The sequence below is a fragment of the Streptomyces sp. NPDC001599 genome, assembly GCF_042893535.1.
In the GTDB taxonomy this organism is placed as follows: domain Bacteria; phylum Actinomycetota; class Actinomycetes; order Streptomycetales; family Streptomycetaceae; genus Streptomyces.
Map to the genome: position 1 here is coordinate 25,613 of NZ_JBIAVA010000008.1, position 20,866 is coordinate 46,478.

The window sequence follows — 20,866 nt, forward strand, 5'->3', positions numbered from 1 at the left end:
TGGGGCGTCAAGAGGCCACGCAGGAACGCGCACAGGTCCGGGCGGGCGGGGCTCGGCGAACACTATGAACGCAACGGCCGAAGGGGTGGCTCCGGATCCGGGGGATTCCTAACATCCCCGCTCGCAGCGCAACTTCGCGCCGGTCCGCAGCACGTACAGGAGCCGCACCTTGACCACACCCCCCGCTCCCAGGCACGACACCCGGCCCACCCACCGCAGAAGCCGCCCGGCAGTCGTGGCCGCCGCGCTCGCCGCCGTCTTCCTCGGCACGCTCGGCAACGTCTCCGCCGCCCCCGCACGGGCGGCCGGACAGCCGCCTGCCGGACAGACGGCGGCCGGACAGCCGTCGGCCGCCGACTGCCCGCCCGCCCTCGCCGGGAAGGCCACCTGCTACACCGGCCGGGACGCCAACGGCGCCTACTACGCGATGGCCGTGCCCCACCGCTGGAACGGCTCCCTCGTCGTGCACGCCCACGGCGGCCCCGACCTGGGCGACGCCTCGGACCCGGCCCGCAGTACCGAGGACCTGGAGCGCTGGGCGGTGATGGTCGACCAGGGATACGCCTGGGCCGCCTCCTCCTACCGGCGCGGCGGCTACGGGGCCCGCATGGCGGCCGCCGACACCGAGAACGTGCGCCGCCTGTTCACCGACCGGTTCGGCCGGCCCGAACACACCTACCTGCACGGCCAGTCCTGGGGCGGGAACGTCGCCGCCAAGGTCGCCGAGACCTACGGCCGGCGCCCCGGCGCCTACGACGGGGTGCTGCTGACCAACGGCGTGCTCGGCGGCGGTTCGCGCGGCTACGACTACCGCGTGGATTTGCGGGTGGTGTACCAGTACTACTGCCACAACCACCCGCGCCCCACCGAGCCCCAGTACCCGCTGTGGCAGGGCCTGCGCCCCGGCTCCACCATGACCACCGCGGGCCTGCGCGCCCGCCTCCAGGAGTGCACGGGCTACGCCCTGGACCCGGCGGACCGCACCGCGCCGCAGCAGCGCAACCTCGACGACATCCTCGCCGTCACCGGCATCCCCGAGCGCACCCTGGAATCCCATCTGCGGTTCGCCACCTTCACGTTCCGGGACATCGTGACCAACCGGCTCGGCGGGCGGAACCCCTGGAGCAACCGCGGAGTGCGCTACTCGGGCTCGCACGACGACAAGGCCCTCAACGCGGGCGTCGAGCGCTTCTCGGCCGACCCCACCGCACGCCGCGACCTGTCCTGGGACAGCGACCTCACCGGCCGGGTCTCCCTCCCCGTGCTCACCCTGCACGCCATCGACGACCCGACGGCGTTCGTGGAGCACGAGGCGGCCTACCGCGCCACGCTCCGGGGCGCCGGCCGGGACCGCAACCTCGTCCAGACCTTCACGCGGGAACACGAGCACAGCTCGCTGAGCGACTCCGAATACGCGGGCTCGCTCTCCGCGCTGGACTCCTGGGTGCGCACCGGCCACCGGCCGAGCCCGCGTTCGATCGCCGCGTCCTGTGCCGCCTTCGACGCCGAGTACGGCGAGGGCTGCTTCTACGACCCCGGCTTCCACCCCGCGCCGTACGCCGCCCGGGTGCGGCCCCGGCCGGGCGGTCTCGCCTGGCCCGCCATGACGGCCGCGCAGGAGCGGGCATGGAGCAGGATCGAGGGCGTGGGGATCGCGCCGTAGGCCGTGGAACCCGGCGGAGGCCGGAGGGCGGCCGCTGCCCTATCGGCCCTCCGTCTCCGTCAGCACCGCCCGGATCACGTGGCGGGCGTTGCCGGCCATCGCGGGGTTGGTCTTCCGGTAGTACGGCAGGGCGATCAGCGCCTGGGAGAGGGTGCGGCCCCGGCCGCGCCGCCAGGTCGCGTCGTCCACGCCGAGTGCCTCGCGGAAGACCTCCCTCGCGCCGGGCGGCAGCAGATTCCACGCCGGGAACAGGTCGCAGGCCGGGTCGCCCACACCCATGCACCCGAAGTCGATCACGGCGGACAGCCTGCCGCCGTCCACCAGCAGGTTGCCCGGCATCAGGTCCGCGTGCAGCCAGCAGGGCGGCCCCTCCCCGCCGGGGGCGCCCAGCGCGTCCTGCCACACGCCGGCCAGCGCGTCGCAGTCGACGTCCTCTTCGGGAAGGTCGCGCAGCTCGTCGAGCGCGGCCCGCGTCGGCGCGTCGAGCGCGGCGAGCGGCCCACCGCGGTACGCCTTCGGCGCGTCGGGCAGGGAGACGCCGCGCATCGCCACCACGAAGGCGGCCAGATCCTCCGCCAGCCGCACGGGGTCGGTCAGCGCTCCTGCCTCGGGGATCTGCCCGGGCAGCCACCGGTAGACGGACCAGGGCCACGGGTACCCGTCGCCCGGCACCCCTTCCCCGAGCACCTCGGGCACCGCGGTGGGCAGCAGGGGCGACAGCCGCGGCAGCCACGCCCGCTCCCTCGCCACGTCCGCCACGCCGCCCTCGATCAGCGGCAGCCGTACGACCATGTCCTCGCCCAGCCGGTACATCGCGTTGACCGTGCCGCCGGAGGGGAAGCGCTCGACCGACAGCCCCGACCACCGCGGGAACTGGCCGTCGACCAGGCGCCGTACCAGACGGTCGTCGACACGGCACCGGTCCGGATGCGTCTGCCCTGAACTCATGGCTCTCATCCGACCTTTCGACGTGGACGGCCGTCAAACGCTTTCCGGCCGAGGGCCAGTGCCCCGCCCGCCGCCGTCCCCGCCGCCAACGTCAGCGTGCCCGGCAGCGACCACGCGGCGAGCGGGCCGGCGACGGCCACGCCCAGGGCGAACGCGGTGATCTTGAGGCTCGCCCCGGTGGTGAAGACCTGGCCCCGCAGGTGCTCGGGGGCCTCCCGGTGGCGTACCGCGAAGAGCGCGGTGAGCTGAGGGCCCTCGCCGACGCCCAGGACGAGCACGGCGACCACCAGCGCCACCGGCCGGCCCGTCGCCGCCAGCGCCAGCGCGACCGCCTGGACCAGGGCGCCCGCCCGGACGACCGTGTCGGGGGCGACGGCGAGCGGGCGCCGGGCGAGGACGGCGTTGGCCACCAGGGCGGACACCGCCGCGCCGGAGAACAGCAGGACACCGCGCCCGGCCGCACCGAGCAGTTGTGCGCCGAGGAGCGGGACGCAGGCCGCCAGCATCCCCTGGGCGGTGCAGGAGGCGACCGACGTGAAGGTGGCCCGGGCCAGGAGCGGGCGCCGCAGGACGACCCGGAACCCGGCGGCGAGGGCGCCGGTCACCGGGACCGGCCGGGTGTCCCGGCCGGGGGCGCCGCGTGCGGGCAACCGCCACGCGGCGGGCACGGCCGCCGTGATCAGCGCCGCGGCGAGCGCGAGCGCCGTGGAGGCTCCCAGCAGCTCGGCCACGCCACCGGCCAGGGCCGGACCTGCCAGGCTCGCCACGCCGAAGGTCATCGCGTCCAGCGCGTTGGCCCGGGGCAGCCGCGCGGCCGCCGCCACGCGGGGGAGTTGCGCGGTCCAGCCGCCCGACAACGCAGGGCCCAGCAGCCCCGTGAGCACCGCGAGCGGGAGGGTGCAGGCCAGGGGGAGGCGGCCGAGTCCCGCGAGGATCACCATCAGCCCCGTCGCGTACAGCGCGAGCGCGCCCGCCAGCAGGCGACCCGGTCGTCCCGCCCGGTCCAGGAGCGCCCCGAGCAGTGGCCCGCCGACCGCGGCGGAGACCGTGATGCCCGCGAGCAGTGTCGACGCGTTGGCCGTCGAACCGGTGACGGCGAGGCCCGCCAGCAGCAGCGCCGGTCCGGACATCTCGTCCCCGGCGCGCGCCGCCGTCGCCCCGGCGAGGTAGAAGCGTATCGAGTAACCCTTCAGCACCGGGAAGACGTTACGGAGGTAACTCAAAACTCCGCAATATGCGTTACATTCGGCCCGTGTCCACTCCTCGCGACGCCCACGCTTTCGACGACGACTGGTCCACGAGGCACTCCGTCCTGTCCACGGCGCGGCGCACCGCCGCTCTCGTCAACGTGCTCTCGGCGGTACCTCCCGGCGACGGTCCGGCTCCCGGCCCCGACGCGGTCGCGGAGGTGCTGCGCGCCTACGGCGAGAAGGAGCCCTTCGACCTCACCGCCCGTGACGTGGAGGGGATGCGCGAGGCCGCCGTCCTGCTGCGGGAGGTCTTCGCGGCGGAGTCCGCCGACGCCGCCGCGCACGTCCTGAACCGCCTCCTGGGCGCACACACCGGACGCCTGCGCCTGACGTCCCACGGGGGCGGAGCCCCCTGGCACCCGCACCTCGACGGTGACGACGACGCGCCCTGGCCCGAATGGTTCCTCGCCTCGTCCTGCATGGCGCTGACGGTCCTGGTCTGGGACCGTCAGCGCCCGCCCGGCAGGACCTGCGTCTCCGGCAGCTGCCGGAACGTCTTCATCGCCGGGGGCAGCGGTCCGGAGCGCCGCTACTGCTCACGCCGCTGCGCGACCCGGGAGCGAGTCGCGCAGCACCGGCGCCGGGGCGACGGGTGATCAGACGCCGAACTCCGAGGGCGGGATGTTCAGCGCGGTGCAGGCCTCGCGGATGGCGTACTGCTCGGACGGCTCGAAGCTCCCGTCCGCCCCGGCGACCACCATGCCGGTCTGGACCACCGCACGGGCCTCGGCGGGCTTCTTCGCGGCCTTGGCGATCACCTGGAGGGCCTCGGTCCTGCCCTGCTCGAAGTTGGCGAGGAGCCGGTCCACGTGCTGGTTGAACCGCTGGCGGAGCTGGTCCGCGGGGAAGTTCTGCAGCACCTCGTTGGAGACGATCAGCTCCTCCACGCGCTGCCGCTCCGCCGGCTCCACCCGGCCGTCGGCGGCGGCGACCAGAGCGCACATGGCCATGCTGGCGTCCCGGTAGGCGCCGCTCTTGAGCTCGTTCTTGGCCGAGGCGAGCTGGGACTTGAACATCCCGATCAGCTGGGCCTTGGAACCGCCGGAGGACGAGCCCGGCCTGCCGCCCGTCGAGGGTCCGTGCGATCCCTGCCCGGATCCGCTCGCTCCCCGAGTGCCCTGGGACTGCTGGAAGGTCTTGGCCTGGTCCTTGATCTTGTCCCACATCGCCACTCGTGCCACCTCGGCTTCTGTCGCTGTGCATCGGTCTGTCCTCGGCCGCGATTTCCCGCGGTCACCACGATGAACGCGGCCGGGAACCACAGGGTTCCCGATGGGCAAAGAAAAGGCAAAGCGCCTGGTGGTGTCGTAGTACGCTGCGCCACCGGGGAGTTCGTCGACGGATCGGATCGGTGGGACGCGCGATGTGGTCGCGGGAGGTCGGCTGGTTCGTCGCGATCGGTGTCGCGTCGACCGCGGGCCAGGCGCTCCTCTACTGGGGACTGCGCCCGTGGTCGCCCCCGGCGGTCGCCAACCTGGTCTCGCTCCTCGTCCTGACGGTGCTGAACACCGAGGCGAACCGGCGGCTGACGTTCCGGCACGCCGCCACGGGACCGGCCCGCGCGCACCTCGGAGCGGGCGGCCTCTTCCTGCTCGGCTACCTGGTCACCTCCGGTGCCGTGCTGTGGTTCACGCACCGGCGGCCCGACGCCTCGCCCGCCGCCGAGACCGCGGTCCTCGCCGCCACGTCCGTCGCCGTCACCGTCGTACGCTTCGTCGTCCTGCGCCTGGCCGTCTTCCGCGGCCCCCACCGCCGACGCGCCTGATCCATGCCGCGCGACCCGCTGAACTGTTCGGTCACCTTCAGGTGCCCCGGTCACTGAAAAGTGCGTTCTTCCATGTCAGCGGTCACTCTCCTACGGTTCCCGGGTAACCACAAGAGAGCACATGGGCAAGGAGAAAGAAGTCATGGCCATCACCCTGGTGAACCCCGGCGGGCTGCCCGAGATCGACGTCTACCGACAGGTGTCGATCGCGACCGGATCGAAGCTGGTCTTCGTCGCCGGGCAGGTCGCCTGGGACGCCGACGGCGTCACGGTGGGCGAGGGAGACCTGGCCGCGCAGGCCGAGCAGTGCTACCTCAACGTCGCCACCGCACTGGCGGCGGCCGGTGCCTCCTTCGCGGACGTCGCCAAGCTGAACGTCCACGTCGTCGACTGGACGCCCGACAAGATGCCGCTGCTGCTGGCGGGCATCGAACGGGCGGCCGCCCGGCTGGGGGTGACCCCGGCCGCACCGGCCACCCTGCTGGGCGTCGCGGCACTGGACGTGCCCGAGCATCTGATCGAGGTCGAGGCCACCGCCGTCCTCGGCCGACCCTCCTAGCCGTACACGACCCGGTCCAGCAGGCTCTGCAGGTACAGGCCGCGTCCGGCGTCGACCGGCGTCGGCGTACGGGTGCGGACGGCCGTCGCGAAGTCGCGGCGCAGGACGGGCCAGCACTCCTCGTGGTCGAGGCCGGCCGTGTCGTAGACCAGGGGCTCGGCCGGACCGAAGAGTTCGACGCGGGTCAGCGCGCGGGGGACGGCCACGGAACCGGACAGCGAGGCCTGGCTCACGGCGCCGTTCTCGTGCTCGCAGGTCAGTTCCACCCAGCGGCGCGGGTCGCCCGCGGCGCGGACTGCGGTGACCGGGCCGACCGCGGCGTCCAGCAGGTCGAGCAGATGGGGGCCGAGGTCGAGCAGGGCGCCGTGCTCCAGACGCCAGCCGGTGGCGAACTCCCCTCCCAGGAAGGCGCCGTGGAGGTAGCAGGAGCGCGCCCCGGCCGCCTCGAAGGAGCGGGCGGCTTCGAGGAAGGCCCGGGTGGCCGGGTGGTAGCGCTTGGTCAGCACGAGCTGGGAGACGACCCCGGACTCGGCGACCGCGTCGGCCACCCGGCGGGCCGCGGCCAGATCGGGACCGAGCGGCTTCTCCAGCAGCAGGTCCTTGCCCCGCTTCGCCGCCAGCGGCGCCAGCTCGGCCTGGATCGCGGGCGGCACCGCGAACGCCACGGCCTCGCAGTGGTCCAGCAACTCCTCGAAGCCGGCGGCGACCTGAGCGCCGTAGGGGGCGGCGGTCTCGCGGGCGGCCTCCGTGCGGCGGGCCCAGACCGCGGCGAGCCGGGTCTCCGGTCCGGCGGCGAGCACCCGGGCGTGCATGGCGCGGGCCCAGGGGCCGGCACCCACGAGCCCGACCTCGACGGGCCGGTCGGTCCAGGGGGCGGGGTCAGCGGTCACGGCGTTCCTGTCTGCGAAGGTCTCCCGGCGACCGGCCGGGGACGACGGGCGGCGGTCACGAGGCGAGGCGTTCCAGCCGGGCGTCGGCGCCGGCGGGGGAGTAGAGGTGTTCGACGACCATGGCGGCGGCTCCGACGAGGCCCGCGTGGTCGCCGAGCCGGGAGGTGACGACCTGGAGGTTGGCGGTCGCGCGGGGCATCGCCCGCTGGTAGACCAACTCGCGCACACCGGTGAGGAAGGGCACCCCGGCCAGCTCCCCGGCGATCATGAGGACCCCGGGATTGAGCAGGGTCACGACGGTCACCAGGACCTCGCCCACCCGCCGTCCCGCCTCGCGGGCCAGCCGGACCGCGTCCGGGTGCCCCTCGTTGAGCAGCCGCCTGACATCCCGTCCGGAAGTGGTGTCCTGGCCGAGGGCGGCCAGTTCCCCGGCGATCGCCCGGCCACTGGCCACGGCCGCGAGACAGCCGTGGGAGCCGCACATGCACAGCGCGTCGGACCGGTCGTGCAGGCGGATGTGCCCGATGTCGCCCGCCCCGCCGTCGATGCCCCGGTAGAGCCGGTCCCCGATGACGACCCCCGCGCCGATGCCGGTGGACACCTTCAGGAGCACGAAGGAGGCGCAGTCGCGGTGGTTGGCCTGGTGTTCGGCCAGGGCCATGAGGTTGGCGTCGTTGTCCACCAGGACCGGCACGGCCTCGGCGGCCGCCGGGTCCAGGTCCAGCCGGGCCGCGTACGCCTCCTGGAGCCGCTCCCGGATGGGGTAGCGGTCCCAGCCGGGCATGATGGGCGGCTCGATCACCTGCCCGGACTCCCAGTCGACCGGACCGGGCACGGACAGGCCGATGCCCGCCACGTGGGACGCCGGGACACCGGCCGCGGCGATCAGGTCGGGGAACCAGTCGGCCAGCCCCTCCAGGACGCGGTCGGGGCCCGCGCCGACGTCCATCGGGCCGGTGTGCTCGGCCAGGATGTTGCCGGCCAGGTCGAGCACCGCGGCGCGGGCGTGCCGGGTCTCCAGGTCGAAGGCGATGACCGAGGCGTGGCCGGGGTCGAAGGCGATCCGGTGCGAGGGGCGTCCGCCGGTGGAGCTGCCCGTGCTGTGGCGCAGCCACCCGGCGCGGTTGAGCAGGTCGAGGCGCTGTCCGACGGTGGAGCGGGACAGGCCGGTCGCCTGCTGGAGGTCGGCCCGCGTGTTGGCGCGGCCGCTGCGGATCAGGTGCAGCAGTTCGCCGGCGCTGGCCTGACTTGACGTCATCATGGTGTCCCTCACGGCTCAACTCTTGTCGGCGCCGCTGGTCAGCCCCTCGGTGAGCAGGCGTTCGGCGGCGAAGAACAGAAGTACCACGGGGATCGTGAGCACCACGGAACCGGCCATGAGGACGGTCTTGGGCACCTCGATGCCGTTGGAGAGCTGGGCCAGGCCCAGCGACACGGTCCACTGGCCGGGGTCGGCGGCCAGGAACAGCAGCGCGAAGAGGAACTCGTTCCAGGCGATCATGAAGACGTACAGGCCCGTCGCCATCAGGGAGGGCAGGGCCAGCGGCAGGATCACCTTGCGGACGGTCTGCAGGCGGGAGCAGCCGTCGAGCGCGGCCGCCTCCTCGATGGAGGCGGGGATGGTGACGAGGTAGTTCTTCAGCATGTAGATCGACACCGGCACGGTCTGCGCGACGTACACGACGGCGAGACCGACCAGGCTGGAGGAGAGACCGATCTTCGCGAAGATGACGAAGAGCGGCACGGCCAGCAGCGTCGCCGGGAACATGTAGACGGCCAGGAAGAGGGCGCTGACCTGGCGGTGGCCGAAGAACTTCAGCCGGCTCACCGCGTAGGCGCCGGGCACGGCGGCCACGAGGGTCAGCGCCACCGTGCCGAGCGAGACCAGGGCGGAGTTGCGCAGGAACTTCAGGAAGCCCTGGCCGCCGTCGTCGGTGGAGCGCAGCACGTCCTGGTAGGTGGAGAGGGTGAAGTCCTTGGCCGAGATCCACAGCGAGCCCGGGTCGAGCAGGAGCGCGTCGATGGGCTTCAGCGACAGCAGCACCATGTAGTAGAACGGCAGGAGGGTGATCACGGCGAGGAACGCGATGACGATCCAGCGCGCGACGCCGAAGAACCTCTCCTCGAACCGGGCCCGGGTCAGGGCCGTCTTGCCACTCACGCTTCCTCCTGGACCTTGTTGCCGAAGAACTTGAAGTAGAGGCCCAGCAGGATCATCAGCGAGAGGGCCAGGACGAGTGCCTGCGCGGCCGCCGCTCCCACGTCGTAGCGGGCGGTGAGGAAGTCGTAGACGCGCACGGCGGCCACGTCGGTGCCGGCGCCGCCGCCGGTGAGCAGGTAGACGTCGTCGAACTTGTTGAACGTCATGATGAAGCGCAGCACGCACAGCAGCGCGATCACCGGCATCAGCTGGGGCAGCAGCACGTGCCTAAAGCGCTGGGTCGGCGTGGCGCCGTCGACCAGCGCGGCCTCCTCCAGGGTGTCGGGCACCGCCTGCAACCGCGCCAGGATGAACAGGAAGGCGAAGGGGAAGTACCGCCAGCACTCGAAGACGATGACGGTCAGCAGCGCCAGCGGGATGTCGAAGTGCAGGCCCAGCAGGTCGACCTCGTACTGGCGGGTCGACAGGAAGGCGATCGGGTCGTCCCAGCCGAACAGCCGCCGGCCCCAGTCGTTGACCACGCCGTACTGCGGGCTGAGTGCGACCTCCCAGACGAAGGCCACGGCGACGACCGGTGCCACGTACGGCAGCAGCATGGCCGCGCGCAGCAGCCCGCGCCCCTTGAACGGCTTGCGCAGGGCGAGCGCGGCGACCAGGCCGAGGACGACGGAGCCGAGCGTGGCGCCCGCCGTGTACAGCAGGGTGGTGCCGAGGCTGGACCAGAAGCCGGCCGAGTCGAAGACCTGCGCGAAGTTGTCCAGGGACCAGTTGCCGAACAGGCCCATGCCCTGGATGTCGACGAGCCTGGCCTTCTGGAAGGCCAGCAGTACGGTCCAGGCGATGGGCAGCACGACCACCACGAGGACGACGAGGAAGGTGGGGGAGACGAACGCGAGTCCCGCGCGGTTGGCGCGCCGGCTCGCGGTGAGCGGGCGCCGGCCCGGGGAGGGGGACCGGCCCCCGGACGGGTCCGTGGACCGGCGGCTGGTGTCCCGGCGCTGCGGCGCGCCGGCTGGGGCTGTGGGCATGAGAGACCTTCGTGATGTGCAGGCGGCGGGCGGCTACTGAAGGGACTTCTTGAGTGCGGCGACCTCTTCGTCGGCGTCGCGCGCCGCCTCGGACGGTGAGCTCTGACCACTGGTCATGGCGCCGATGGCCTTCGGAACGGGCAGTTCGCCGTTGGTGGCGCCGACGAGCGCCCCCTCGCCCTGGGTGATGCCCCAGCGGCGCATGTTGCTGACCCCGTCGGCGAGCTGGTCCAGCAGGGACGTGGGGAAGACCTCGTCCAGGGGCTTGCGGGTGTCCACGCCGATGTCACTGTGCCGCCAGGCGTCCAGGTAGCGCTCGGGCGCGGCGGCCGTGCCCTTGCGCACCGGGATCTTGCCCTCGGGTGCCATGCCGAACCAGGACTCGTAGCCGGTGCCCATCATGTACTCGATGAACTCGCGGGACGCCGCCGTCTCGGCCGTCCTGGTCGTCACCCACGAGGTGATCTCGCCGAACTGGGCCGCCTCCTTGGCGTCGGGGCCCTTCATGGCGGTGACGATGCCGCTGTTGTCCGACAGGTACCGAGGGTCCTTCGCGCACTGGGGGCAGCTGGGCAGGGCGTCCTTGCGCAGCCCGGCGAGTTCGTCGAGCAGGAACGAGGACCAGATGACCATGGAGGACCGGCCCGCGAAGTAGGTGGCGCGGGTGGAGTCCACGGTCTGGGTGCCCGGGGCGCCGTAGGCGCGGGCCAGCTGGTCGTAGGTGCGGAAGGCCTCCTGGCAGCGCGGCGACTCGAGGGCGACCTCGTGCCGGCCGTCGACCAGTTGGCAGTCGTTGGCCAGGGCGAGGCTCTCGAAGCTCTGGGAGGTGAAGGCGTCGCTGGGGTCGGTGGCCGCCGAGATGCCGTCGTGGCCCTCGGTGGTGAGCGCCTTGGCGGCGGCCAGCGCCTTCGCGTACGTGTCCGGAGCGGGCAGGCCCTTCTGGCCGAACTGGTCCTTGCGGTAGACCAGCAGCTGGAGCCAGGCGTCGGAGGGTACGCCCAGGCTGGTGGCGCCGTCGGAGGTCAGCTCCAGCGCGTTGGCGTTGAAGGTGTCGCGCCCCAGCCCGTCGACGATCCGCTTCGGGATGTCGGTGTTCAGCAGGCCGTTGCTGTACATCTGCCAGACCTGGCCCATGGGGGCGGCGCCGATGACGTCGGGCAGGGTGCCCGAGGCCGCCGCCGACATGATGAGCTGCGGCATCTGCTTCTCGTCGACCCCGACGAGCTTCACCTTGACGCCGCTCTTCTTCTCGAACCCGTCGATGACCTTCTGCGTCGCGGCGACGCGGTCGGGCAGGTTCTCCTGCGACCAGACCGTGATCTCACGGTCCGGCCTGCCGGGCCCGGTGCTGCTGGCGCAGCCCGAGAGCAACCCGATTCCCAAGGCTGCCGTGACGCCGACCGCGATCGTCCTCGACCGCAGGGTCCTGATGCGCATTGAGTGTCCTCGTTCCGGCTTACGTCTGCTCGCCACGCATCACAGCATCACTTTTGCTTGTTGACAAGACATAAGTTGCGGATATTGTCGACGCAACCGCATCAGCAACCCTTCCGGAGCCGTCCGTGTCATCCGTGCCGCCCGTGCCGCCCGTACCGTCGGTGTCATCCGTGCCGTCCGAGTCGTCCGCGTCGTCCGTGGAGCGCGTCGTCCAGTTCACCGGGCCCCGCCAGGTGGAGGTGGCCGAGCACTCCCGGGCCGACCTGCCCCCCGGCCACCTGCGGGTCCGCACCCGCTACTCGGGCATCTCGGCCGGCACCGAGCTGACCGCCTACCGCGGCACCAACCCGTACCTGACCCGGACCTGGGACCCCGAGGCGCGCCTCTTCCGCGACGGTGCGCCCGGCATCGAGTACCCGGTGGCAGGCTGGGGCTACTCCGAGGTCGGCGAGGTCGTCGAGGTCTCCCCGGAGCTGGCCGGCACCCCGGGCCTGCCGGTCCCCGGCGACCTGGTGTGGGGCATCTGGGGCCACCGCAGCGAGGGCATCGTCCCCGCCGAGCGCATGGTCGGCCACACCCTGCCGGCCGGCCTCGAACCGCTGGCCGGTGCCTTCGCCCGGGTCGGCGCCATCGCGTACAACGCCGTCCTGGCCGGTGACATCCACCTCGGCGAGGACGTCGCCGTGTTCGGGCAGGGCGTCATCGGCCTGCTCACCACCCGGCTCGCCCGGCTCAGCGGCGCCCGCGTCACCGCCGTCGACGCCCTCGACGGCCGTCTGGAGACCGCGAAGCACTACGGCGCCCAGCACACCCTCAACGCCCGCACCGACGCCGTCGCCGAACGCGTCCGCGAGGCCACCGGCGGCCTCGGCGCCGACCTCGCCATCGAGATCAGCGGCGCCTACCCGGCCCTGCACGAGGCACTGCGCGCGGTCGCGGCCGGGGGCCGGGTGGTGGCCTCCGGCTTCTACCAGGGCGACGGCATCGGCCTGCGCCTCGGCGACGAGTTCCACCACAACCGGGTCCAGCTGATCTGCTCCCAGATCGGCGGCGTCCCGCCCCAGCTGTCCAACCGCTGGAGTGTCGAACGCCTCCAGCAGACCTTCCTGCGCCTGGTCGCCGAGGGCCAGGTCGACGTCGACTCCCTGGTGAGCCACGTCGTCCCGGTCGCGGACGCCGCCGACGCCTACGTACTGCTGGACGAGCGGCCCGCCGAGGCGCTGCAGGTCGTCCTGGAATTCTGAGAGCCCCGAAAGGCAGAGGCACCCCCATGCTCAAGACCGCCGTCCAGGAACAACTCCTGCCCCAAGGCACCCTCCAGGCCAAGTGGGACTTCGCCCAGCAGGCCGGCTACGACGCGATCGAACTGCGCGGCAAGGGCGACTTCCACTTCGCCTCCCGGCGCGAGGAACTGCGGCAGGCCCACAAGGACGGCGTCGTCATGCCGACCGTCTGCGTCGACATGCTGCACTTCCTCGGCGCCTTCGACGAGGAGCTGCGCCGCGACGCCGTCGCCCAGATGAAGTCCCAGCTCACCGTGATCGCCGAGATCGGCGGCGTGGGCGCCCAGACCCCCGCCTCGTACGGCATGTTCTCCCGGCGCCTGCCGCCCTTCGAACCGCCGCGCACCGAGGAGGAGGACCGCGAGGTGCTCCTCGCCGGGCTCACCGAACTCGGCGAACACGCCGGCAAGGAGGGCGTCACGCTCTTCCTGGAGCCGCTCAACCGCTACGAGGACCACATGGTCAACCGGCTCGACCAGGCCGCCGACCTGATCCGCGCCGTCGGCCTCGACTCGGTCCGGATCGGCATCGACAGCTACCACATGAACATCGAGGAGACCGACCCGGCGGCCGCGATCGTCGCCCACGCCGACGTCATCGGCCACGCCCAGGTCTCCGACTCCAACCGCTTCCAGCCCGGCGCCGGACACCTCGACTGGCCCGCCTGGCTCGGCGCCCTGCACACCGTCGGCTACGACGGCCACCTCGCCCTCGAATGCCGGCTGACCGGCGATCCCGTCCAGGCCGTGCGGTCCGTCCCCGCCTTCCTCAAGAGGTCGGGCGCGTGAACTCCCCCCTGGACCTCCTGGACCGGCCCGCGCCCACCGCGCCCGCGGACCTGACCCTGCGGCGCGGTGCGGCGCGGGTCCTCATCGACAACTGGACCGGCGCCTCCACCGTCCCCTCCCGCACCCTCTACCCGCACCAGTGGAGCTGGGACTCCGCCTTCGTCGCCGTCGGACTGCGCCACCTCTCGGTGCGCCGCGCCCAGCGGGAACTGGAGTCCCTGCTGGCCGCCCAGTGGGCCGACGGACGCGTGCCCCACATCGTCTTCAACCCCGCCCTGCCGCACGACGCCTACTTCCCGAGCCCCGACTTCTGGCGGTCCTCCACCGCGGGCCGGACGGCCGGCGCCCCCTCGTCCGTCGAGACCTCCGGCATCGTCCAGCCGCCCGTGCACGCCCTGGCCGCCTGGCTCGTCCACCGGGCCGACCCGGCCGAGTCCCGGCGCCGAGGCTTCCTCGCCCGCGTCCGGCCGAGGCTCGCCGCCTGGCACGACTACCTGCTCGGCCGCCGCGACCTGGGCGGGGGCGGCCTCGCGGCCGTCGTCCACCCGTGGGAACCCGGCATGGACAACAGCCCCAGCTGGGACCGGGCCCTGAAGCGGGTCGAACCCAGCCCGCCCGACACCTTCCGGCGCGCCGACCTCGACCACGGCCACCCCGCCGACCGGCCCACCGACCTCGACTACGGCCGCTACGTCCGGCTGGCCACCGAGTACCGGGAAGCGGGCTACGACGACCGCGTCGTACGGCACCGGTTCGCGGTCGAGGACCCGGCGTTCAACGCGCTGCTGATCGTGAGCGAGCTGGCCCTGGCCGCCATGGCACGGGAACTGGGCCTGCCCGGGCGGCGGCACACCGAGCGGGCCGCCGGGCTGACCCGGGCGCTGGTGGACCGGCTGTGGGACGAGGAGGCCGGGCTGTTCCGGGTGCGCGACCTGCACACCGGCGCACCGGTCGACGAGCGGACCGTCAGCGGTCTGATCCCGCTCCTGGTCCCGCAGTTGCCCGAGGACATCGTCCGGCGCCTGCACACCACGCTCACCGGACCGGGCTTCAGCGCCCCGGCCACGCGCCTGGTCCCGAGCTACGACCTGACCGGCCACGCCTTCGACCCCACCCGGTACTGGCGCGGACCGGCCTGGTTCAACACCGCCTGGCTGATCGAACGGGGCCTGCGCACCCACGGCTTCCAGCGGGACGCCGAGCGCCTGCGCACCGGCTTCCTCGGGGAGGCGGGACGCTCCGGGTTCGCCGAGTACGTCGACCCCGCCACCGGCACGGCCTGCGGCACCCGGCACTTCTCCTGGACCGCAGCCCTCGCCCTCGACCTGCTGAGCACCGACCCGAAGGAGGCCGGACCATGACCGCGGCCGACCCCCGCGTCCAACTGGTGCGCGACGCCACCTTCGTCCGCCTCCACGGGGACGGGGAGATCAGCGGCGACCGCGGAGCGGCGCCCGACGGGCTGTTCGTCCAGGACGCCCGGCACCTCAGCCGCTGGCGCCTCGCCGTGGACGGCACCGCTCCCCTCGCCCTCGTGCCCGCCACGGCGGACACCGACGACACGGCCGCCGGTGTGCTGACCCCCGAGGGCACCCGGGACAACCCGCCCGCGTACACCGTCTTCCGACGGCAGAGCGTCACCGCCGGCACGTTCACCGAACACCTGAGCCTGGTCAGCAACCGCCCCGACGCCGTGACGGCCCGCCTCGACCTCACCGTCGACGCGGACTTCGCCGACCTCTTCGAACTCCGCGCCGACGACCGCCACTACGCCAAGCCCGGCGCGGAGTACGAGAGCCACGACACCGCCGACGGAGTGCTCTTCGGCTACCGACGAGCCGACTGGCACGCCCGGACGGACATCACCAGTGATCCCGCCCCGGACGCGGTGGCCCCCGCACCGGCCCGGCAGAGCGACACCGCCCGGACCCTCACCTGGCACCTGCCCCTCGGCCCGCACGGACGGGCCGACCTGCGGCTGACCGTCCGCGCACACCCGCACGGACGCACCCTGCCGCCCGTCCCCGTCCCCGCTCCCGCCCCCACCGTCGTACGACGCCCTGACGGGGCAGACAGCGCGACGGACGACCTCACGCGCACCTGCGAACGCGGTCTCGCCGACATCGACCTGCTGACCATCCCGGTACCCGGCGTCGACGGCGAGGACGTGCGCGTCCCGGCCGCCGGCATCCCGTGGTTCCTCACCCTGTTCGGCCGCGACTCACTGCTGACCGCCTACTTCCTGCTGCCGTACCGGCCCGCGACGGCCGCCGCCGTCCTCAGCGCGCTCGCCGCCACCCAGGGCCGACGGCACGACCCGTTCAGCGGCGAACAGCCCGGACGCATCGTCCACGAGACCCGGCACGGCGAACTCGCCCACTTCCGGCAGGTCCCGTACGGCCGGTACTACGGCGCCGTCGACGCCACCCCGCTCTTCCTCGTCCTGCTCCACGCCCACCACGAGACGACCGGCGACCCGAGCCTGGCCAAGCGCCTGGAACGGCACGCCCGCCGGGCCGTGGACTGGATGCTCACCGACGGCGGCCTGGAGAAGCACGGATACCTCGTGTACGACCCCGACCCGGGCGGACTGGTCAACCAGAACTGGAAGGACTCCGCGGGCGCCGTCTGCTTCCGCGACGGAACCCAGGCCGAGGGGCCCGTCGCCGTCTGCGAGGCGCAGGGCTACGCCTACGACGCGCTCCTGCGCACCGCCGAACTCGCCGACGGCATCTGGCGGGACGAGGCCTACGCCCGCCGGCTCCGCGTCAGCGCCGCCCGGCTGCGGGACCGCTTCACGGCGGACTTCTGGATGCCGGACGCGGACTTCCCCGCCCTGGCGCTGGACGGCGACGGCCGCCAGGTCGACGCGCTGGCCTCGGACGCCGGGCACCTGCTGTGGTCCGGGATCCTCGACCCGGAACGCTCCCGCCGGGTGGGCCGGCGACTGCTGGAGCCGGACTTCTTCTCCGGCTGGGCGATCCGGACCCTCGCCGCCGGCCAGCGGCCGTACCACCCGCTGTCGTACCACCGGGGCAGCGCCTGGCCGCACGACAACGCGGTCGTCGTCCTGGGCCTGGCCCGGCAGGGCCTGGCGGCGGAGGTGCGCACCGTCGCGGAGGGACTCGTCGCGGCGGCGGTCCACCACGGCCACCGGCTGCCCGAGGTCCTCGCGGGATACGACCGCTCGGCAACCGCCGCGCCCGTTCCCTACCCGCATTCCTGCTCGCCGCAGGCCTGGGCCGCCGCCACCCCACTGGCCCTGCGGACGGCGCTGGGGAGGGGGCCCCTCGGCCCCTGACCCCGCTACTGCGGGGCCGGCCGGGCGCGGCCCTGGTCCGGGGCACCGGTGTGACGACGGCAGCCCGCGTCGTGCCGCGCGCCGAGCGAGGTCCACCACCGCTCGCAGCAGTCGTCGGGGAGGGAGACGCGGGCGGCGGCGGGACGGGTGCACTCCGAGCCGTGCACGACGCCGTCGGAGTGCCGCCAGAACGCGCAGCACGGCTCGAGCCCGTGCGCGAACGGATCCCGCAGCCGGGGCCGGGCCAGCAGTTCGGCCCGCTCGGCCAGGAGGGCCCGGCGCCGGTGCTCCGCGCCCTCCCGGGCGGCGCACCAGGCAAAGACCGCGGCGACGTACAGGCCGGGCAGGGCGAGCCAGGAGTGGCGGGTGGCCGCGTACGCGGCGGCGGCGACAAGGAGCGCGGCGGCGGCACGGCACGCGCGGGCGGTGCGCAGGCTCGGCGTCACAGGGAACTCCCGTGGGTCGGCGGGGGAGAAGGCCTTCGGACATTCGTATGCCCCCGGTTCGCCGTCGTACGTCATTCTGTCGCCTCCGGCGGTGGACACCCGGGAGGCCGTGCTCGGCTGACGGCGTCTCACACCACCATCGCGAGGGCCACCGCCCCGAGCAGCGCGACGTACGTCCAGGCGTAGAGGCGGTCGGGGATGTGCGGCGGGCGCCGGCGCAGCACCGCGATCACCGGCAGGGCGCCCAGGAGCAGTGCTCCGGCCGCGCGGAGGTCGACGAGCCCCACCAGGGTCACGTGCGCGTGGGCACCGGCGGGGTCCTCGGAGCCGCCCAGGAAGACGGCGGCGGCCGGGAGCGCGATCGCCAGGGTCAGCGGGTTGGCCAGCGCGGTCGCCACGTGCATCGTGTGCCCCGCCCGCCGCATCGCGGGGACGGTCATGACGCTGCCGCCCACACCGAGGAAGGCGGCCACCGCGCCGACGGGCGCACCGACGACGGCCGGCAGCGGACGCGGCGCGCCCGGGGCCACCGCGGCCGGGGCGCGCGGGCGCAGGAAGCCGGGGCGCAGCAGCAGGTCCACGACGGTGAGGGCGACGTACGCGACGAACGCCCAGCGGATCAGCCCGGCCGGGGCATGGCGCGCGGCGAGCGCCCCGGCCGAGGCACCGACGCCCAGCAGGACGAGCAGCGGGGCGCCGCCGCGGAGGGCGGCCAGCACCCGGCGCGGCGTGACCGCGGTGGCGAAGGCCGCGTTCACCACCATGACCAGGGCCGAGGTGGCCGTCGCCACCCGCATCGCGTCCGCGCCCAGGGCGGAGTCCGCCCACACCACGACGGGCACGGCGACGAATCCGCCGCCGAAGCCGAACAGAACGGTGGTCACACCGGTGAGGAGCCCGATTCCGAGCAGAGCCACAAAGTCCACGCAGGCCACTCCACCAGCCGGGCGGGGCTGCCCGCATTCGATGCCCGGCCCCATTTCTTCGCGACCCGGCCACACCCGCCGTAGAGTGGCCCGGTGAAGAACGTCCCCCTCGCCGACGTCGACCACGTGGACCGGGCCGTGCTGCCGATCGGCACCGACTACCCGCCCGGACACGTCCTGGACTGGCACGAGCACCGGCGCGCGCAGTTCCTGTACGGCGCCACCGGGGTCATGGTCGTCGACACCGGCGACGGCACCTGGACCGTACCGCCCGAGCGCGCGGTCCTGATCCCGGCCGCCACCCGGCACCGGGTGCGGATGCTGGGCGTGAGCACCCGCAGCCTGTACATCGAGCCGGAGGCCGTACCGTGGTGGCCGGGTACCTGCACGGTCGTGGACGTTCCGCCGCTCCTTCGCGAACTGCTCCTGGCGGCCGTCGAGTTCGAGGCGGACTACAGCCTGTCGGGGCGTGCGGGCAGCGTCGCCGACCTCCTTCTGCACGAGATCGCGGCACGCGCCCCGCTCCCGTTCCACGTCCGCATCCCGGCGGCCGCCGACCTGGCGACGCTGTGCCGGGCGTACCTGGCCGCCCCGGACGCCGGGGTCTCCAATGCCGCATGGGCGGCGCGGACGAACATGAGCGAACGGGCCTTCACCCGGCGCTTTCGCGCGCAGACGGGCGACAGCCCCGCCGTCTGGCGGGGCCGTGCGCGCCTGCTCGCGGCCGTGCCGCTGCTGCGGACCGGGTCGGTCAGCGAGGTCGCCGGCCGGCTCGGCTACGCCTCTCCCGCCGCGTTCACCGCCGCCTTCACCCGTACCTTCGGCATTTCGCCGTCCCGTTTCGCGGGGGGCCACCAGGGGCGGCCCGGCCGAGGACGCTAGGACCTCTCCTGCGCGTGGTGCCCCAGGGCGGCGCTGCGGCTCGTCGCCAGATGGTGCAGGACCAGCTCCTGGACACGCTCCACGTCCCGGGCCGCGATGGCCCGGTAGAGGGCGTCGTGCTCGAGGGCGACGGCCAGCAGGTCGTCGTGCTGGCCCAGGAGCCAGCGCAGCCGGCTGCGCAGCACCCGTTCGAGCTCGTTGAGCAGTTCGTTGGCGGCCAGGGAGACGACGGTCTCGTGGAAGTCGGCGGCCGCCCGGCGGGCCCGCACCGCGTCGTCCGCACGGGCCGCGTCGAGTTCGGCGTCCACCGTCGCGCGCAGCCGCTCCAGCCCCTCCCGGGTGTGCCGTTGGGCGGCGAGCCGGAAACCCAGGGTCTCCAGTCCCGAGCGGACCTCGTCCAGGTCGGCGATGTCGCTCGTGGTGAACTCCCGCACCACCGCCCAGCTCCGCGGCCTCGGGGTCACCAGCCCCTCCGACACCAGCGTCCTGAGGGCCTCGCGGACGGGCAGCCGGCTCACCCCGAGCGACTCGGCCAGCTCCCGCTCGACGAGGCGGCTGCCCGGGGCCCGCACACCGTCGATGATCTCGTCGCGCAACCGCCGCGTGACCCGCTCGGACTCGGGCGTGAAGCCCACTGACGCAGCCATCGCCGTCCTTCGTCTGTCATCCCGTCCCGTCCCGGCCCGCCGACCGCGCCGTGCGGAGCGGCGGTCGGGCGGCCCGTCAGAATACCCCGGGGCCCGCGGGCGCCCGGGCCGGAATGCCCCCGGGCCCGCGGGCGCCCGGGCCGGACGGAGCGAGGAGGCGTCAGCCCGCCCGCGGGGGCCAGTTGACGATCCGCTTGGGACGCGGGCGGGCGTAGGTGCGCACCTTGGACGTGGACAGACCGAGCCGGACCAGCGACTCGGCGACCGTCACGGCGGCGGCGACCCCGTCGACCACGGGGACACCGGTGCGTTCCACCACGCGTTCGGCGAGGCCCGCCATGCCTCCGCAGCCCAGGCAGATCACCTCGGCCCGGTCCTCCTCCACCGCGCGGGCGGCCTGCTCGGTGATGGCGTCCACGGCGGCCTGCTCGTCCCGCTCCAGTTCCAGTACGGCGAGCCCGCTGGCCCGCACCGAGGCGCATCTGGCGCTCAGTCCGGCCACCTCCAGCCGCTCCTCGATCAGGGGGACCGTGCGGTCGAGGGTGGTGACGACGGAGTAGCGGCGGCCCAGGTACTGGGCGGTGCTGGCGGCCGCCTCGGTGATGTCGACGACGGGTACGTCGAGCAGTTCCTGGAGCCCCTCCCGGCCGTGTTCGCCGTACCCGGCCTGGATCACCGCGTCGAAGGGCTCCGGGTGGGCGCGCACGGCCTCCATCACGGCGACGGCGGCGAGGTAGCTCTCGTAGTTGCCCTCCACGGACTCCGCGCCGAAGGCCGGTGTCAGCGGCACGATCTCGGTGCCGGGGGACGCCGCGCCGGCCGCCTGCTTGCCGATCGCGTCGGTGATGGACTGCGTGGTGTTGACGTTGACCACGAGGATGCGCATGGGTGG

Annotated in this window: 21 protein-coding genes; 9 read left to right on the top strand and 12 right to left on the bottom strand. The window is 73.6% G+C overall.

What is annotated here, in order from left to right:
* The first annotated feature begins 169 nt into the window (after nucleotides 1-169).
* Nucleotides 170-1,663 carry a DUF6351 family protein gene (locus tag ACFYZ3_RS20915; protein ID WP_388519709.1) on the top strand — a complete coding sequence of 498 codons (1,494 nt, stop codon included), beginning with the start codon at nucleotides 170-172 and terminating at the stop codon, nucleotides 1,661-1,663.
* Nucleotides 1,664-1,702: 39 nt separating this feature from the next.
* Here the strand turns inward: ACFYZ3_RS20915 and ACFYZ3_RS20920 are convergent, their stop codons facing one another.
* A complete protein-coding gene (locus ACFYZ3_RS20920) occupies nucleotides 1,703-2,611 on the bottom strand; it encodes an aminoglycoside phosphotransferase family protein (RefSeq protein ID WP_388519712.1) in 909 nt (302 codons plus the stop codon).
* A gap of 5 nt (nucleotides 2,612-2,616) precedes the next feature.
* The gene (locus ACFYZ3_RS20925; RefSeq protein ID WP_388519715.1) at nucleotides 2,617-3,807 is read right to left on the bottom strand and encodes an MFS transporter; all 1,191 of its coding nucleotides are present in this window, start codon (nucleotides 3,805-3,807) and stop codon (nucleotides 2,617-2,619) included.
* A 38-nt stretch (nucleotides 3,808-3,845) separates the two neighbouring features.
* Between ACFYZ3_RS20925 and ACFYZ3_RS20930 the strand changes: the two genes are divergently transcribed.
* Nucleotides 3,846-4,457, top strand: a complete 612-nt coding sequence (locus tag ACFYZ3_RS20930; RefSeq protein WP_388519717.1) for a CGNR zinc finger domain-containing protein — start codon at nucleotides 3,846-3,848, stop codon at nucleotides 4,455-4,457.
* Here the strand turns inward: ACFYZ3_RS20930 and ACFYZ3_RS20935 are convergent, their stop codons facing one another.
* On the bottom strand, nucleotides 4,458-5,033 hold the full coding sequence (locus tag ACFYZ3_RS20935) for a TerB family tellurite resistance protein (protein ID WP_361008896.1): 576 nt from the start codon (nucleotides 5,031-5,033) through the stop codon (nucleotides 4,458-4,460). It abuts the gene before it with no gap.
* Between the two features lie 179 nt (nucleotides 5,034-5,212).
* On the opposite strand from ACFYZ3_RS20935, the gene ACFYZ3_RS20940 reads away from it, so the two are divergent.
* Complete coding sequence (locus tag ACFYZ3_RS20940) at nucleotides 5,213-5,626, top strand: GtrA family protein (protein ID WP_388519720.1); 414 nt, start codon at nucleotides 5,213-5,215, stop codon at nucleotides 5,624-5,626.
* A gap of 142 nt (nucleotides 5,627-5,768) precedes the next feature.
* The gene (locus ACFYZ3_RS20945; RefSeq protein WP_388519723.1) at nucleotides 5,769-6,185 is read left to right on the top strand and encodes a RidA family protein; all 417 of its coding nucleotides are present in this window, start codon (nucleotides 5,769-5,771) and stop codon (nucleotides 6,183-6,185) included.
* Here the strand turns inward: ACFYZ3_RS20945 and ACFYZ3_RS20950 are convergent.
* From ACFYZ3_RS20950 to ACFYZ3_RS20970, 5 genes are read right to left on the bottom strand one after another with little or no spacing between them, the layout of a single operon-like run.
* A complete protein-coding gene (locus ACFYZ3_RS20950; protein WP_388519726.1) occupies nucleotides 6,182-7,075 on the bottom strand; it encodes a Gfo/Idh/MocA family protein in 894 nt (297 codons plus the stop codon). The two genes, ACFYZ3_RS20945 and ACFYZ3_RS20950, sit on opposite strands and share 4 nt — an antisense overlap.
* A gap of 55 nt (nucleotides 7,076-7,130) precedes the next feature.
* Nucleotides 7,131-8,333, bottom strand: a complete 1,203-nt coding sequence (locus ACFYZ3_RS20955) for an ROK family protein (RefSeq protein ID WP_388520551.1) — start codon at nucleotides 8,331-8,333, stop codon at nucleotides 7,131-7,133.
* An 18-nt stretch (nucleotides 8,334-8,351) separates the two neighbouring features.
* A complete protein-coding gene (locus ACFYZ3_RS20960; protein WP_388519729.1) occupies nucleotides 8,352-9,236 on the bottom strand; it encodes a carbohydrate ABC transporter permease in 885 nt (294 codons plus the stop codon).
* Nucleotides 9,233-10,264, bottom strand: coding sequence for a carbohydrate ABC transporter permease (locus ACFYZ3_RS20965; RefSeq protein ID WP_388519732.1), 1,032 nt, complete (start codon nucleotides 10,262-10,264; stop codon nucleotides 9,233-9,235). The genes ACFYZ3_RS20960 and ACFYZ3_RS20965 overlap by 4 nt, the downstream gene beginning before the upstream one ends.
* Before the next feature lie 33 nt (nucleotides 10,265-10,297).
* A complete protein-coding gene (locus ACFYZ3_RS20970) occupies nucleotides 10,298-11,701 on the bottom strand; it encodes an ABC transporter substrate-binding protein (RefSeq protein WP_388519735.1) in 1,404 nt (467 codons plus the stop codon).
* Nucleotides 11,702-11,898: 197 nt separating this feature from the next.
* Between ACFYZ3_RS20970 and ACFYZ3_RS20975 the strand changes: the two genes are divergently transcribed.
* Genes ACFYZ3_RS20975 through ACFYZ3_RS20990 form a run of 4 tightly spaced genes read left to right on the top strand, consistent with a single transcriptional unit; the run spans nucleotide 11,899 to nucleotide 17,073 of the window.
* Nucleotides 11,899-12,945 (top strand): zinc-binding alcohol dehydrogenase, encoded by a 1,047-nt coding sequence (locus tag ACFYZ3_RS20975; protein ID WP_388520554.1) that lies wholly within the window; start codon nucleotides 11,899-11,901, stop codon nucleotides 12,943-12,945.
* Nucleotides 12,946-12,971: 26 nt separating this feature from the next.
* Nucleotides 12,972-13,772, top strand: a complete 801-nt coding sequence (locus ACFYZ3_RS20980) for a sugar phosphate isomerase/epimerase family protein (RefSeq protein ID WP_388519737.1) — start codon at nucleotides 12,972-12,974, stop codon at nucleotides 13,770-13,772.
* Nucleotides 13,769-15,133: a trehalase family glycosidase gene (locus ACFYZ3_RS20985; RefSeq protein WP_388519740.1), complete on the top strand. Its 1,365-nt coding sequence runs from the start codon at nucleotides 13,769-13,771 to the stop codon at nucleotides 15,131-15,133. The genes ACFYZ3_RS20980 and ACFYZ3_RS20985 overlap by 4 nt, the downstream gene beginning before the upstream one ends.
* On the top strand, nucleotides 15,130-17,073 hold the full coding sequence (locus ACFYZ3_RS20990; RefSeq protein ID WP_388519743.1) for a glycogen debranching N-terminal domain-containing protein: 1,944 nt from the start codon (nucleotides 15,130-15,132) through the stop codon (nucleotides 17,071-17,073). The genes ACFYZ3_RS20985 and ACFYZ3_RS20990 overlap by 4 nt, the downstream gene beginning before the upstream one ends.
* 5 nt (nucleotides 17,074-17,078) lie before the next feature.
* On the opposite strand, the gene ACFYZ3_RS20995 is transcribed toward ACFYZ3_RS20990, so the two are convergent.
* Entirely contained in the window at nucleotides 17,079-17,519 is a 441-nt protein-coding gene (locus ACFYZ3_RS20995; protein WP_388519746.1) for a hypothetical protein, read from the bottom strand.
* Between the two features lie 128 nt (nucleotides 17,520-17,647).
* Nucleotides 17,648-18,445, bottom strand: coding sequence for a sulfite exporter TauE/SafE family protein (locus ACFYZ3_RS21000; protein ID WP_388519749.1), 798 nt, complete (start codon nucleotides 18,443-18,445; stop codon nucleotides 17,648-17,650).
* Nucleotides 18,446-18,538: 93 nt separating this feature from the next.
* Here ACFYZ3_RS21000 and ACFYZ3_RS21005 point away from each other — a divergent pair, with 93 nt between their 5' ends.
* On the top strand, nucleotides 18,539-19,327 hold the full coding sequence (locus ACFYZ3_RS21005; protein ID WP_388519752.1) for an AraC family transcriptional regulator: 789 nt from the start codon (nucleotides 18,539-18,541) through the stop codon (nucleotides 19,325-19,327).
* Here the strand turns inward: ACFYZ3_RS21005 and ACFYZ3_RS21010 are convergent.
* Entirely contained in the window at nucleotides 19,324-19,974 is a 651-nt protein-coding gene (locus ACFYZ3_RS21010) for a GntR family transcriptional regulator (RefSeq protein ID WP_361008922.1), read from the bottom strand. The genes ACFYZ3_RS21005 and ACFYZ3_RS21010 overlap by 4 nt on opposite strands.
* A gap of 160 nt (nucleotides 19,975-20,134) precedes the next feature.
* Complete coding sequence (locus ACFYZ3_RS21015; protein WP_388519755.1) at nucleotides 20,135-20,860, bottom strand: aspartate/glutamate racemase family protein; 726 nt, start codon at nucleotides 20,858-20,860, stop codon at nucleotides 20,135-20,137.
* Nucleotides 20,861-20,866 lie beyond the last annotated feature (6 nt).

What these genes read in the sequence shown, in the direction of transcription:
- ACFYZ3_RS20920 (WP_388519712.1), bottom strand. Translation starts at nt 2,611, where the DNA reads ATGAGTTCAGGGCAGACGCATCCGGACCGGTGCCGTGTCGACGACCGT.
- ACFYZ3_RS20930 (WP_388519717.1), top strand. Translation starts at nt 3,846, where the DNA reads ATGCGTTACATTCGGCCCGTGTCCACTCCTCGCGACGCCCACGCTTTC.
- ACFYZ3_RS20945 (WP_388519723.1), top strand. Translation starts at nt 5,769, where the DNA reads ATGGCCATCACCCTGGTGAACCCCGGCGGGCTGCCCGAGATCGACGTC.
- ACFYZ3_RS20955 (WP_388520551.1), bottom strand. Translation starts at nt 8,333, where the DNA reads ATGACGTCAAGTCAGGCCAGCGCCGGCGAACTGCTGCACCTGATCCGC.
- ACFYZ3_RS20965 (WP_388519732.1), bottom strand. Translation starts at nt 10,264, where the DNA reads ATGCCCACAGCCCCAGCCGGCGCGCCGCAGCGCCGGGACACCAGCCGC.
- ACFYZ3_RS20970 (WP_388519735.1), bottom strand. Translation starts at nt 11,701, where the DNA reads ATGCGCATCAGGACCCTGCGGTCGAGGACGATCGCGGTCGGCGTCACG.
- ACFYZ3_RS20980 (WP_388519737.1), top strand. Translation starts at nt 12,972, where the DNA reads ATGCTCAAGACCGCCGTCCAGGAACAACTCCTGCCCCAAGGCACCCTC.
- ACFYZ3_RS20990 (WP_388519743.1), top strand. Translation starts at nt 15,130, where the DNA reads ATGACCGCGGCCGACCCCCGCGTCCAACTGGTGCGCGACGCCACCTTC.
- ACFYZ3_RS21010 (WP_361008922.1), bottom strand. Translation starts at nt 19,974, where the DNA reads ATGGCTGCGTCAGTGGGCTTCACGCCCGAGTCCGAGCGGGTCACGCGG.
- ACFYZ3_RS21015 (WP_388519755.1), bottom strand. Translation starts at nt 20,860, where the DNA reads ATGCGCATCCTCGTGGTCAACGTCAACACCACGCAGTCCATCACCGAC.